The sequence below is a fragment of the Nocardia sp. NPDC057663 genome (assembly GCF_042799895.1).
Lineage (GTDB): Bacteria > Actinomycetota > Actinomycetes > Mycobacteriales > Mycobacteriaceae > Nocardia.
Genome location: NZ_JBHVHX010000021.1, coordinates 55,837 through 68,583 on the forward strand (window position 1 = coordinate 55,837; position 12,747 = coordinate 68,583).

General features: G+C 70.0%; 14 protein-coding genes and 1 other RNA gene. 10 read left to right on the top strand and 5 right to left on the bottom strand.

What is annotated here, in order from left to right; translation table 11 throughout:
- Positions 1 to 231 precede the first annotated feature (231 nt).
- From ACFVAV_RS29900 to ACFVAV_RS29910, 3 genes are all read left to right on the top strand, one after another.
- Positions 232 to 1,347: a Nif3-like dinuclear metal center hexameric protein gene (locus tag ACFVAV_RS29900; RefSeq protein ID WP_379038919.1), complete on the top strand. Its 1,116-nt coding sequence runs from the start codon at positions 232 to 234 to the stop codon at positions 1,345 to 1,347.
- Positions 1,348 to 1,666: 319 nt separating this feature from the next.
- Positions 1,667 to 2,404 carry a zinc ribbon domain-containing protein gene (locus ACFVAV_RS29905; RefSeq protein ID WP_379038920.1) on the top strand — a complete coding sequence of 246 codons (738 nt, stop codon included), beginning with the start codon at positions 1,667 to 1,669 and terminating at the stop codon, positions 2,402 to 2,404.
- 16 nt (positions 2,405 to 2,420) lie between these two features.
- Entirely contained in the window at positions 2,421 to 3,647 is a 1,227-nt protein-coding gene (locus ACFVAV_RS29910; RefSeq protein WP_379038921.1) for a bifunctional RNase H/acid phosphatase, read from the top strand.
- A gap of 96 nt (positions 3,648 to 3,743) precedes the next feature.
- Here the strand turns inward: ACFVAV_RS29910 and ACFVAV_RS29915 are convergent, their stop codons facing one another.
- Positions 3,744 to 5,138, bottom strand: coding sequence for an RNA-guided endonuclease TnpB family protein (locus ACFVAV_RS29915; RefSeq protein WP_379038922.1), 1,395 nt, complete (start codon positions 5,136 to 5,138; stop codon positions 3,744 to 3,746).
- 290 nt (positions 5,139 to 5,428) lie between these two features.
- On the opposite strand from ACFVAV_RS29915, the gene ACFVAV_RS29920 reads away from it, so the two are divergent.
- The 4 genes from ACFVAV_RS29920 to ACFVAV_RS29935 all read left to right on the top strand — a co-directional run bounded on the left by ACFVAV_RS29920 (position 5,429) and on the right by ACFVAV_RS29935 (position 7,439).
- Complete coding sequence (locus ACFVAV_RS29920) at positions 5,429 to 6,118, top strand: S1 family peptidase (RefSeq protein ID WP_379038923.1); 690 nt, start codon at positions 5,429 to 5,431, stop codon at positions 6,116 to 6,118.
- Between the two features lie 112 nt (positions 6,119 to 6,230).
- Positions 6,231 to 6,719, top strand: coding sequence for a GNAT family N-acetyltransferase (locus ACFVAV_RS29925; RefSeq protein WP_379038924.1), 489 nt, complete (start codon positions 6,231 to 6,233; stop codon positions 6,717 to 6,719).
- 178 nt (positions 6,720 to 6,897) lie between these two features.
- Positions 6,898 to 7,041, top strand: coding sequence for a hypothetical protein (locus ACFVAV_RS29930; protein ID WP_379038925.1), 144 nt, complete (start codon positions 6,898 to 6,900; stop codon positions 7,039 to 7,041).
- The gene (locus ACFVAV_RS29935) at positions 7,038 to 7,439 is read left to right on the top strand and encodes an SgcJ/EcaC family oxidoreductase (RefSeq protein ID WP_379038926.1); all 402 of its coding nucleotides are present in this window, start codon (positions 7,038 to 7,040) and stop codon (positions 7,437 to 7,439) included. Before ACFVAV_RS29930 ends, ACFVAV_RS29935 begins: the two co-directional genes overlap by 4 nt.
- Before the next feature lie 6 nt (positions 7,440 to 7,445).
- On the opposite strand, the gene ACFVAV_RS29940 is transcribed toward ACFVAV_RS29935, so the two are convergent.
- Together ACFVAV_RS29940 and ACFVAV_RS29945 are read right to left on the bottom strand one after the other, a co-directional pair.
- Complete coding sequence (locus ACFVAV_RS29940; RefSeq protein ID WP_379038927.1) at positions 7,446 to 8,024, bottom strand: NUDIX domain-containing protein; 579 nt, start codon at positions 8,022 to 8,024, stop codon at positions 7,446 to 7,448.
- Between the two features lie 13 nt (positions 8,025 to 8,037).
- A complete protein-coding gene (locus ACFVAV_RS29945) occupies positions 8,038 to 8,925 on the bottom strand; it encodes an alpha/beta hydrolase (protein ID WP_379038928.1) in 888 nt (295 codons plus the stop codon).
- A 36-nt stretch (positions 8,926 to 8,961) separates the two neighbouring features.
- Here ACFVAV_RS29945 and rnpB point away from each other — a divergent pair.
- Positions 8,962 to 9,366, top strand: an RNA gene (gene rnpB / locus ACFVAV_RS29950) — RNase P RNA component class A.
- Between the two features lie 67 nt (positions 9,367 to 9,433).
- Here the strand turns inward: rnpB and ACFVAV_RS29955 are convergent.
- Positions 9,434 to 9,799, bottom strand: a complete 366-nt coding sequence (locus ACFVAV_RS29955; protein ID WP_379038929.1) for a hypothetical protein — start codon at positions 9,797 to 9,799, stop codon at positions 9,434 to 9,436.
- 193 nt (positions 9,800 to 9,992) lie between these two features.
- Between ACFVAV_RS29955 and ACFVAV_RS29960 the strand changes: the two genes are divergently transcribed.
- Together ACFVAV_RS29960 and ACFVAV_RS29965 are read left to right on the top strand one after the other, a co-directional pair.
- On the top strand, positions 9,993 to 10,325 hold the full coding sequence (locus tag ACFVAV_RS29960) for a hypothetical protein (protein WP_379038930.1): 333 nt from the start codon (positions 9,993 to 9,995) through the stop codon (positions 10,323 to 10,325).
- Between the two features lie 20 nt (positions 10,326 to 10,345).
- Positions 10,346 to 11,785, top strand: a complete 1,440-nt coding sequence (locus tag ACFVAV_RS29965) for an RNB domain-containing ribonuclease (protein ID WP_379038931.1) — start codon at positions 10,346 to 10,348, stop codon at positions 11,783 to 11,785.
- 106 nt (positions 11,786 to 11,891) lie between these two features.
- Here ACFVAV_RS29965 and ACFVAV_RS29970 read toward each other — a convergent pair whose 3' ends face one another.
- On the bottom strand, positions 11,892 to 12,746 hold the full coding sequence (locus tag ACFVAV_RS29970; protein WP_379038932.1) for a CHAD domain-containing protein: 855 nt from the start codon (positions 12,744 to 12,746) through the stop codon (positions 11,892 to 11,894).
- Position 12,747 lies beyond the last annotated feature (1 nt).

Consider the following 12,747-nt stretch of genomic DNA (forward strand, 5'->3'; position numbering starts at 1 on the left):
CTCGGTGCAGGTCGGTGCAGGTCGGTGCAGGTCGGTGCAGGTCGGTGCAGGTCGGTGCAGACGGAGCTCTGGAATCGATCCACCACCGAGGTCGGGTGTCGACGCGACCCGCACCGGCTGGGGCGGGCGAGTGGCGCACAGCCGGAAACCGGCGAACATCGTTGTGGTGCAAGGTGATCTCGTCGCCCTGGCGGTGACGGGCATGTCAACGGAACGAAGAAGGAGGCGGCGGTGACCGACCTGGCCGAACTGATCGGGGTTCTCGACGCGGCGTACCCGCCGAGACTGGCCGAATCGTGGGATTCGGTCGGGCTCGTGTGCGGTGACCCCGCGCAGGAGATCACCAAGGTGGTCTTCGCCGTCGACGCCACCGCCGCCGTGGTCGACGAGGCGATCGAGTGGGGCGCACAGGCATTGGTCGTGCACCACCCGCTGCTGCTGCGCGGCGTCGACACCGTCGCCGCCGATACCCCCAAAGGCGCTCTGCTGCACCGGTTGATCCGCTCCGGTTGCGCTCTGTTCTCCGCGCACACCAACGCCGACTCCGCCGACCCCGGCGTCTCCGACGCGCTGGCCACCGCCGTCGGCCTCACGGTCACCGGCCCGCTGGACCCCAAACCGGTTGCCTCCGTGGACAAATGGGTGATCCAGGTCCCGCAGACCCACACCGCCTCGCTCATGTCGGCGTTGTTCACCGCCGGCGCGGGCGCGATCGGCGACTACCGGGAAGCGGCCTGGTATACCGCCGGCACCGGCCAGTTCCGCCCGCTGCCCGGCGCGAAGCCGGCGCTCGGCGTGGTCGGCACGGTCGAGACCGTCACCGAGGACGCCGTCGAGGTGGTCGCGGCACCGACCTCGCGCCTCGCCGTCCTGGCGGCCCTGCGCGCGGCCCACCCGTACGAGGAACCCGCCTACCACGTCACCGAACGCGCACCGCTGCCGTCCTCGCTCGGCATCGGCCGCATCGGCGAACTCCCGGAGCCCGAAACCCTGCGCGAATTCACCGCCCGCGTCGGCGTCGGCCTGCCGCGCACCGTCTGGGGCGTCCGTGCCGCCGGTGACCCCGACCGCCTCATCCGGCGGGTGGCCGTCTGCGGCGGCGCAGGCGACTCCTATCTGAACGCGGCCATCCGCGCGGGCGTCGACGCCTACCTCACCTCCGACCTGCGTCACCACCCCGTCGACGAGCACCTCCGCCGCGGCGGCCCCGCCCTCATCGACGCCGCCCACTGGGCCACCGAGTTCCCTTGGTGTGGCCAGGCCGAGCAGGTCGTCCGCACCGCCCTCCTGGGCGTGACCACCCGGGTGTCCACCCTGCGCACCGACCCGTGGACGGTCACCGGCTGAACCACGCGGACGACGAGGGCTGCACGCTGCGCGAACGTCGGACGAACCGGACCGCGCCCGGTCTCTGTCCGAATCCGCGCGCACGACGACGCTGCGCGGCCTGCGCGAAGGTCGGGTGCGCGCACAGCGAGTCGGCGCGGCGGCAGCCTTCGGGTGCTGAACCACGTGCACGACGACGCTGTGCGGCCTGCGCGAACGTCGGGTGCGGGCACAGCGGGCCCGGCCAGGCGGCAGTCCTCGGGTCATGGCGTGCGCACCCCCCGCGGCGCGGTACGGTTGAACAACCCATCCGTCCCCTGTGTTCAGGAGTTCGTGCGCGTTGAATGTCGAACCGTCGGTCCAGTCCAAGCTGCTGCAGCTCGCCACTGTCGATGCCGAGTTGACGCGGATCGCGCACCGCAGGGGCGCGCTGCCCGAGCAGCAGGAGGTGGCACGCCTGGCGGCCGAGCGCAACGGCTACAAGGACGCGGCCGTCGCGGTGGAGATCGGCATCGACGATCTGGATCGCGACATCCGCAAGCTCGAGGGTGAGGTCGACGCCGTCCGCAAGCGCGAGGACCGCGACCGCGGCATGCTCACCGCGGGCACTGTCGCCGCCAAGCAGCTCTCCGAGATCCAGCACGAACTGGGCAGCCTGGAGCGTCGCCGCTCGGTGCTCGAGGACGAGCTGCTGACCGTGATGGAGCAGCGCGAAGCCATGGCCGCCGACCACGACCACGCGGGCGCCCGCCTGAGCAAGGCCGATCAGGACCTGGCCGACGCCGAGCGCCTGCGCGACGAGGCGCTGGCCGATCTCGAAGTGGCGCAGCAGCGTTGCGAGAAGGACCGGGCCGGGCTGATCGGCCTGTTCCCCGGCGAACTGCTCGCCGTCTACGACAAGCAGCGTTCGGCGCACGGCGTCGGCGCCGCCCTGCTGCAGGCCCGCCGCTGCGGCGCCTGCCGGATCGAGATCGATCGCGGCGAGATGCAGCGCATCGCCAAGGCCGCGCCCGACGCGGTCCTGCGCTGCCCCGAATGCGGCGCGATCATGGTGCGTACCAAGGAATCGGGGCTGTGATCGGCGTGGTGCGCCGATGAGCGTGCACGAGGTGATTGTCGAGGCCGACGGTGGCTCGCGCGGCAATCCCGGCCCGGCCGGATACGGCGCGGTGGTCTTCGCCGCCGATCATGTGCGGGTGCTCGCCGAGCGCAAGGAGTACGTCGGCGTCGCCACCAACAATGTGGCCGAATATCGCGGTCTCATCGCCGGTCTGGAGGCTTCGGCCGAGCTGGGCGCGCGGGTGGTCGCGGTCCGGATGGACTCCAAGCTCGTCGTCGAGCAGATGGCGGGACGCTGGAAGGTCAAGCACCCGTCGATGATTCCGCTCGCCGAACAGGCGCGGGCGCTCGTCGCGGGCTTCGACCGGGTGAGCTTCACCTGGATTCCGCGCGCCGAGAACTCCCACGCCGACCGGCTGGCGAACGAGGCGATGGACGACGGCGCCGTCGTCGGCACAGTCCGCGAGGCCGTCTCTGCCGGGCACACCCCGGGCGACCAGGTGGCCGTGCCCGCTGCCAGGGCGAGCGAGTCGGCCGATACCGACCGGGTGGCCGGCGCGGCAGAGCTCGCCGCTGACCCGGCACTCGATGGCGAAACCACTGCGGCACAGCCGGTTTCGACCAATGCTCCCGGCTGGACCGGCGCGCTCGGCAGGCCGACGAGGCTGTTGCTGCTGCGCCACGGCCAGACCGAGCTGTCGATCGAGCGCCGCTACTCCGGTCGCGGCAACCCGCCGCTCACCGATCTCGGCCGCCAACAGGCCGAGCGTGCCGCGAAAATGCTGGCCGCCAAAGGTGATATCGCCGCCGTCGTCACCTCACCGCTGCAGCGCGCCCGTGCCACCGCCGAGGCCGCCGCCGCGGCGCTCGACGTTCCGCTGCGCGTCCTGGACGGCCTCATCGAGACCGATTTCGGCGACTGGGAGAGTCTCACCTTCGCCGAGGCCGCCCAGCGCGATCCGCAACTGCACACGGACTGGCTCGGCGACCCGTCGATTCCCGCCCCCGGTGGCGAGAGCTTCGATCAGGTGCGCGAGCGCGTGGAGGGCGTGCGCCGGGATCTGGTCGCGCTGTATCCGGGCCAGAACATCGTCGTGGTCAGCCATGTCACCCCGATCAAGACGCTGCTGCAGCTGGCGCTCGGCGTCGGCCCGTCGCTGCTGTACCGCCTGCACCTGGACCTGGCGTCGCTGTGCATCGCCGAGTTCTACCCCGACGGCGGCGCGTCGGTCCGCCTCGTCAACGACGTTTCCTACCTTTGACAGCATGTCTGAATACACCTGATGGTGTCTGACACCGCCCTTCCCGGGCGTCGTCAGTTCACGCCTCGAGCGTGGCATGAACGTCGGTTTCCGCGTCTACCGGGCCGGTTGACCGACACCCGCAGGGTGTCGGTCAGCGCCTTCCCGTCGGCGGACATTGGTAACCCGGCCTCCTGCTCGGGGGTCCGGGGATCGTGAAAAGTCCTGCTGAATCGTCGGCCAATTAGCGAGGTTGATCGCAGCGTTGTGGTCACGGTCGGCGCGGAACCCGCACCCGCAGGAGAACACTCGATCGGCCAACGTCAGGGCGGTGTTGACCACTCCGCAGGCCGAGCACCGTCTACTAGACGGATACCAGCGGTCCGCGGTTGCGAGCGTGCCGCTGCGCCATGACTGTTTGTAGTCCAGTAGCCGCGCGAAGTCGCCCCATCCCGCGTCGCTGATCGCACGAGCCATGCGGCGGTTGCCGATCATGCCCGCCACGTGCAGGTCTTCGATCACGAGCCGGTCGTGGGTTTTGACCAGCGTGTTGGCGACCTGATGAGCGAAGTGACGGCGAATATTCGCGATTCGATGATGGTGCCGTGCCAGCCGGGTGACGGCCTGTCGATGGTTGTGTGACCCTTTCTGTTTCCGCGCCATCGACTTCGCCAGACGACGTTGCCGAGCCAGACCCGCTGCAAGTGGTTTGGGTGCGGTGTCGATGCGCGCGATCTCGGTGCCGTTGGCGGTCGCGGCGACAGCGAACACTGTCAACCCGCGGTCGATCCCGACCCAGCCACCGTCATCGCCGTGTTCACGCGGCCGATGATGGTGAGCCGGGTGTAAGTCGGCGGCTTCGAGAGTCAGGCTGATCCACCATCGTCGCGCCCGGTAGGTGATGGTGGCGTAGAGGATCTTCGCCCGCTCTTTGGTGATCAGACGACGCAACCGGCGGGTGTCATTGCGCACCCGCACCAGACCGATCCCGGGCAAAGTCACCGACCGGGCAGTGTCGTTGTCACCGACCCGGATCATCGCACGCCCACCTTTGGCGTGTTTGTTGCGGACCCGAAACGACGGGGTGCACCTATCCTTCTTCTTGAATCGGGGAAACCCGACCCGTTTGCCTGCGCGTTTACCCGAGCGGGAGTCCGAGAACGTGGCCAGGGCGCGGCCGCAGTCCACGGCGGCTTCTTCGAACACTTGCTGGCATACCTGGGTACGCCACACCAGCCCGGTCACCCGGACCTCGACAGTCCCGTCCGAACCGACAACGAATACCCGTCCGGCGGCTTCGGTCTTCTTCCACGTGTTGAACGCATTGATCAGATCGAACCGGGTCCAAGGCACTGGATGTCCTGGACAGCTTTTACGTTGGGTGAGTGCGGCTTTCACAAAATGGAGGCTCTGGTTGAATGCGAACCGGGCCGCCCCGGCATGCCGAGCGAGCGCGCTGGACTGCTCGACGGTGGGGTCGAGGCAGTACCGGAAGGTGGTGTGGCGGCTCATTGTCGACGAGTGTGACATACGCCACCGACAGCTATCGGAGCGACTTCCGGGCCCGGCATCGGACCCTATCGCACGGTGTCGACCAGAGACCACTCATCGGAGGGGCGATGCGGTGGGGAATCCTCACGGCCAGATGTGGACGCTCTCTGAGCTAGCCGTTGGTCGCCGGGGCGGGGTACGGTCGCCCCGGTTCGCGGTCGGCGTAACGACGACGCCCCGGCGCCCGAAAGGTACTCGGGCGTGCGGAATGCCGCGGCCATCGAGAAAGGTACTTGATGAGGTTTCTACGGATGGCGGCGTTCGCGGCGGCCATCGCGGGGGCGCTCACCGCGTCCGCTGGTGTGGGCAGCGTGTCGGCCGATCCGAGCGTGGTGCTCGGCGCGGCCTCGGGCATCGTCTTCGACAACAACTCCGGTTGCTCGCTGACCGCCATCGGCCATGACAACGCGGGCCGCCTGGTCGGCCTCACCGCCGGGCATTGCGCGCCGACGGGGGCGCGGGTCGGCGCCGAGCAGGCCCTCAACGCGGGTGTCATCGGCACCGTCGCGTTCTCCGACGACGGCGACTACCTGGATTTCGCTGTCCTGCAGCTGGATGCGTCGAAGGTACTGCCGGTCCGCACCGTCGGCCAGACCACCGTCGCAGGCATCGGCGGCCCGCCCGCCCCCGGCACCACGGTGTGCTCGGACGGGCGCACCAGCGGCCGCAGCTGTGGCGTGGTGTGGGGTGAGCTCGAAGGCACCTCGATCAACCAGTACTGCTCGCAGCCGGGCGACTCCGGCGGCCCGGTCGTCGTGGGCGATCGCCTGGTCGGCATGAACCAGGGCAGGCTCACCGGCCTCGGCCCGCTGGACTTCGACGTCCCGTGCACCGGCGGTGCCAACCCGATCCACTCGCCCGCCTACTTCCAGCCCATCGGGGTCATCCTCGAGGTGCTGAACCGGGCAGGCGGCGTCGGCGCGGGCTTCCAGCCGATCTGATCCCAGCTCGACCCCGCAGGGGCGCATCACCCACCCGGTGATGCGCCCCTGTCATCGTTCCCGGCCCGAAATCGCGTTGCCCGGCGCCGGGCGGCATGCTGGAATCGCAGTCATGGGGGAACCTGACGGCGCAGTCGGAATCAGGCGACTGGAACCCGGCGAGTGGGCGGTGTTCCGCGAGGTGCGGTTGCGCGCGCTGCGCGACGCGCCGACGGCGTTCGGCCAAACCATCGAGCAGGCGCTGGCACGGAACGCGCAGGACTGGCGGGACGTGCTGCGGGCGCGGGCACAGTTCGCGGCGACGGCCCGCACCGAGACGGTGGGCACGGTGGGGGTGACCACCGATGCCGCGAGCGCCCACCTGGTCTCGATGTGGGTGGCTCCGCGTGCCCGCGGCCAGGGTGTCTCGGATCTGCTGATCGACGCGGCATTGGGCTGGGCGGTCGAGCGTGGCTGTGTGACGGTGCGCCTGGAGCTGACCGAGGGCAATACCGCCGCCGAGAAGCTGTACCGGCGACACGGATTCGTACCGACCGGGCGGCGCGGGCCGGTCGAGCCGGGCTACCCCCGGATGGAATTCGAGATGCACCGGCTGCTCTGAATCCGGTCGGAGTGACGCGGCAGCGATGGTGCGGAGGGCGGCGGGCGCCTCACGGAAGGCGGCGCGCAGCCGACGGCGGCAGCAGCAGCGTATTGCGTTCCCGCAGTGGCACATCGAGCGTTTCGCACAGCCGCAGTACCGCACAGTAGGCTCGTCACAGCGAGAAGAGGAGACCGCGATGACCACCATCACCGCCCCACGACCAGGCCTGCTACCCACCGACCTACGCGTAGCCGGCTGGAGCGTCGCACTTTTCGGCGTCGCCTCGGCCACGACCTTCGCGGCGCTCGAGACCGTCGGCCTGGGCCGGGCCGACCGATGACCGCAGACGCCGATGCGGCCGCCGTGCGGCAGCTGCTGGCCACCCAGTCCGCCGCCTGGGCCGCCGGTGACGGCACCGCCTTCGCCGCCACCTTCACCGAGGACGCCGATTTCGTCTCCGTGATCGGCGAGTTCATCCAGGGCCGTGCGGAACTGGCGACGGTCATGCAGGAAGGCTTCGACGGCTTCATGAGCGGTACCCGGCTCTCGGATCCGGAGCGCACGACCGTGCGATTCCCGGTCGCCGACCTGGCTGTCCTCGTCACCTACGGCGTGAGCGTCCTGCGCCCGGACCCGTTGGCGCCGCGGACCCCGACGGTGCAGATCCGCACGGCCGTGCGCACCGGCGGCCGCTGGCTGTTCACCTCGTTCCAGAACACCCGCATCGCACCGCAGTAGTGCCCGTCAGCTGTTCGGCACGTGAACGCCGCCCGCCGGGGAACTGAGGCCGCGTTCGTGCATGAGCAGCAGGCCGTAGGCCGCCACCGCGTGGGGGTCGATGATCTCCCCGCGCAGGATCATCGCCTCGAGCTGTGCGCGGGAGAACCAGGCCATGCGCATGTCCTGCTCCTCGGGTTCGCGCTGCGGCTCGCTGGGAGTGAGGCCGGTGGCGAGGAAGCAGTGGCCGCGCTGGCTGCTCGAGGCGGGCGCCGAGGCCATGGTGCCGAGCAGCGTCATCCGGTCGGCCCGCAACCCGGTTTCCTCACGCAACTCGTTGTGCGCCAACTCGACCGGCGTCGGGGCAGTGCCCTGTGGCGGAGTGCCCGCGGGGAACTCCCAGCACCGCGTCCCCAGCGGGTACCGGTACTGCTCGACCAGATGGAAGCCCTCCCCGTCGAACGGGACGACCATCGCCCAGTCGGCCTTGTCGACCACGGCGTAGATGCCGACGGAGCCGTCGGCGCGGCGAATGGTGTCCTCCCGCAGCCGCATCCACGGATTGGTGTAGATCGTGCGCGAGCTGAGTTGTTCCATGGGATCCATGGTGCCCCACCGATCACGGGCGCAGGACGGACACCAGGAAGTCGGTCTGATCGCGCACGACCTGCTCGAACACGTCGTCGAAGTACACGTCGAAGTGGCCGACCGGGTACTGCTTGACCACCGCGTGCTTGGTGCGTTCGGCAGCCTTGCGGGTCGGGCCTGCGGGCGCGATCGAATCGTTCTCGGCGATCGCGTAGAACACCGGCACCTTCAGCGCCTTCGCCCGACGGCCGGGCCTGTCGAAGAAGGTCGAGAAGGCCACCCGCGCACCGACTTTCGGCTGGTAGGTCGCGCTCTCCTCGGCTAGCCTGCCGAACCCCTCGGGCACGTCGGGCGCACTCATCAGCGCCGCGGCGCGCTGGCGACCGGCCAGCCGGATCCGCACCGGCTTACGACGGATCGGGCCGATCAACAGGTCGACGGCCGCGATCGTGACGACCTTGGTGACGCTGATCGGCCCCTTCGCCATCGTCGAGGCCCACCCGCTGGTGAACGGCACCTGCGCGACCACCGCGGCGAGGTAGTCGTCGTCGGGCGCCACGGACAACACGTGCCCGCCGCCGAACGAGGTGCCCCACAACGCGATCCGGGTCGCGTCGAACCCGCGGATACTGCGCCCGTAGGCGATTGCGGCCTTCCAGTCCTGCCGCTGACGGGCGATGTTGAGCACCTGGCGCGGATCACCCTCGCTGGCGCCGAAATGCCGGTAGTCGAACGCCAGCACCCCCATCCCCGCCGCGACGAACCGCCGCGCATACCGATCCAACCCCATTTCGCGGGTTGCCCCCAGCCCGTGTCCCATGATCACCAGCGGGCGCGGCCGGGGCGCACCGTCGGGCAGGTAGAGCCAAGCAGCGCACTGCTGGTCACCCGAGGGGAAACTGACGTCGACACGTTCCATGGCTCGTAACCGTACCGAGTACTCTGTACGAGCGGACGAGTCGGCCGGGCGACCGCGGCGACGAGAACGGGCGCGATGGTGCCGCTGCTCGTTGCCGAGGAAAGTCCGGACTCCACAGAGCAGGGCGGTTGCTAACGGCAACCCGGGGCGACCCGCGGGACAGTGCCACAGAAAACAGACCGCCGCACGCACGTGCGGTAAGGGTGAAACGGTGCGGTAAGAGCGCACCAGCGCCCCGGGTGACCGGGGCGGCTCGGTAAACCCCGCCCGGAGCAAGGTCGAAGGTCGCACCTCGCGGTGCGGCTGCGCAGGTGTTCGAGGGCTGCTCGCCCGAGCCTGCGGGTGGACCGCTCGAGGCACCCGGCAACGGTGTGTCCAGATGGATGGTCGCCCCCCGGTGCGAACCGGGGACAGGATCCGGCTTACAGGCCGGCTCGTCCGCCTCCGACGAACGACGAGGCGGCGGTCCCGGGAGGGAACCGCCGCCTCGTCGAGCCGGGAACACCCGTCAGCACATCAGCTTGGCCATCTGGAAGATGGCCTGCGCCTCTTCGGTGGTCGCGGCCGTCGCGCCGTTCTTGGAGCTCTTCACGATCGCGGCGACGACGTCGGACTCCGGCTTGCCCGCCTTGATCTCACCGCAGGTCTGGGTCAGCACACCGCTCACCGCGGCGTCGTCGCGGCCCTCGGCCAGCTTCGGGAACGCGTTGCGGTAGCTCACCACGAACATGCCCGCCTTACCCGAGTCGACCTGCGCGGTCGGGGCGGCGGACGAGGAGGAGCCGGCAGTGGACGAGGAGTCGTCGCTGCAACCGGCCAGAAGCAGGGCGAAGACGGTGGCGCTGGCCGCGATGGCGGCGGAAGTTCTACTCACGCAGCGGGATGCTAGCGCCCCAGAAAACAAGTCGCCTGCCGTGTGGTTAACGGGAGGAAACACCGCTGCGGCGAATATGCGCGGGAACTCGCCGGGAACGTGAGCGAGGTCATAGAGTGATCGCCGTCGGCAGGGCCCGAGCCACAGGTTGCGGGCCCATCACACTCTCATCGCGGAAGCAGGTCACATTTACATGCGGGTAGTTCGTTCCATTGTCGCCGGTGCACTGATCGCCGGAGCCGCTGCGGTTCTCACCTCGCTGGGTGCCGGATCGGCGAGCGCGGTCGCGGTGACCCCGCTGTCGGGTGGGGTCCAGGTCGACCTCAGCCCGGCCGATACCGCCTGGGTCCACCAGACCCGGTTCGGCCTGACCGTCGCCGGTCTGCCGCACCCCTCGGCGGCCTCGTTCGGCCAGGCGCTCGACGCGGCGGCCGCCGTGTCGTCGTCGGTTCCCAACGGCCGGGTCACCTTCACCGTGTTCGGCCCGTTCGATCAGCTCAACGGCACCATGCTGGCACTGCAGTAGTCAGTCGCTAACCTGCCAGGATGGAACTCCATCAGCGGATCGTCTCGGCGCCGGTCGACTTCGGCGCCATCCGTTCCGAATTCGGGCTGGCCTCGGACTATCCGGCCGAGGCCGTCTCGGAGGCCCGCGGCGCGGTCGACGCGTTCGCGGGTACCAGGGTCGACCGAACCGACATCGAGTTCGTCACCATCGACCCGCCCAGCGCCATGGATCTGGACCAGGCGCTGCACATCGAACGCACCCCCACCGGCTTCACCCTGCATTACGCGATCGCCGACCTCGGCGCCGTGATCGTGCCGGGCGGTGCGCTCGCCCGCGAATCCGAAGCGCGCGGCCAGACCTTCTACCTGCCCGACGGCAACGTCCCCCTGCACCCGACGGTGCTGTCCGAGGGCACGGCCAGCCTGCTCCCCGGTGCCGACCGGCCCGCCGCGCTGTGGACCATCGAACTGGACGGCAACGCCGTCCCGCAGAGCTACTCGGTGACGCGCGCGCTGGTGCGCTCCCGGGAGCGGTTCGACTACGCGCACGTGCAGGCCGCCGCCGACGCCGGGACGCTGCATCCGTCCCTGCTCGCGCTGCCCGAGTTCGGGCGGCTGCGGATCGAGGCGGGGCTCGATCAGGGTGCGATCTCGCTGCGGCTGCCCGCCCAGGACGTGGTGCGCCACGGTGACAACTGGCGGCTGGAACTGGAGCCGCGGACCGCCGCCGACGACTGGAACGAGCAGGTCTCGTTGCTCACCGGCATGTGCGCGGCGCGGATCATGCTGGAGCACAACGGCACCCGGATCGGACTGCTGCGCACCATGCCGCCGCCTGCCGAGAGCGCGATCGCGTCGATGCGGCGCACCGCGACGGCCCTCGGCGTCTCGTGGCCCGCCGGCATGCCCGTCGGACGGATGCTGGCCGGCCTCGACGCGAACACCCCCGCCGCCCTGGTCCTCATGTCGGAGGCGACGAGCCTGCTGCGCGGCGCCAGCTACACGATGCTCGGCGACCTCGACCAGCCGACCGAGGACCAGCTGACCCACAGCGCGATCGGCGCCCCCTACGCCCACGTCACCGCCCCGCTGCGCCGCCTCGCCGACCGATTCACCACCGAGATCTGCCTGGCGCACTGCGCGGGCACCGAGATACCCCGGTGGGTGGCCGACGGCCTCGGCCCCGCCGCGGAAACCCTGCGCCGCACCGACTCCGTCGCCGGCAAGGTCGACCGAGCCTGCGTCGACCTGACCGAAGCCACCGTGCTGGCACCCCGCGTGGGCACCGAGTTCTCGGCCCTGGTCCTGCGCGAGGCCAACGGCACCCGGGGCGCCGAGATCTTTGTCGCCGAACCTCCCATTCTGGCTCGCTGCGAGGGCAAACCCCCGGAAGGCGAGCGGGTCTCCGTCCGCCTCACCGTCGCCGACATCGCGACCAGAACGATCGGCTTCGACTACAACGGACGAGCGACGGGCTGATCAGCGGGCCGCTGCTCCGCTATGGCTGGTCTCTCTTCGACCGTGCTGTCCGTGCGTCGCAGGACAGCCCGAGCGAAGCCACGGCGAAAGCCCCTGGGGGCCAGGGCTAATCGGGGACCGAGACGAAAGCGGCGGCGGCGGGGTAACTGGCCAGCGCTCGGCCCGCGGCGGCTTCCTCGGAGTCGGCGAGGAGTTCGTAGAGGGTGGCATTGGGGCCAGGGGTGGTAGCCGCAGCGAGGATGGCTTCGCGGGATTCGACGGCGTCGCGGTGGTCGCCGAGGACGGTTTGGAGGCGTTTGGCGCGTTTGCCGAGGTCGGTGGCGTTGTCGCCCAGGACCTCGCCTGCCGCTTCACAGGAATAGCGTAAGCGCTTGGCGCCCTTGCGGATATCGTGCAGGATTTCCACGCGGTCGTCGGGGGTGGCGGTGGGTTCGGCGAAGACCATCTTGCGGAGGCGCCTGCGGTCGCGGCGCACGACGTGGTCGAACACGGTCGCCGAGTCTTCCTTGGCGAGCGCCTTGACCAGCGGGGGATCGGTGCGCCAGGTGGTCAGGACCTCGGACAGTCTGCGGTAGCGGGAGCCGTCGAGTTCGGTCAGCACCTCGGCGTGGGCGTCGGTGTAGGCGGTGTTGGAGGCGCCGACCAGCGCCTCGGTGACCTCGGCGGGGACCTTGTCGTAGTTCGCCAGCAGGTCCGAGAAGCGCTCGGCGCGGACCTCGGCGTCGCGGGCGACGCCGAGTAGATCGGCCAGCCACTTCAGCTCGGACCCCGTCTCGGCGGCGGCCTCGGCATCGAACAGGTCGCGGTAGGAGCGGAGGACACTGCGCAGCCTGCGGGTGGCCACCCGCATCTGGTGGACCGAGTCGTCGGCGTCGGCGCGCACGTCGGGCTCGGCGGCCAGCAGCCGGTCGATGTCCTCGCGCAGTGCCGCGACGACGGCTTTTCCGGCCTTGGGCGCCATG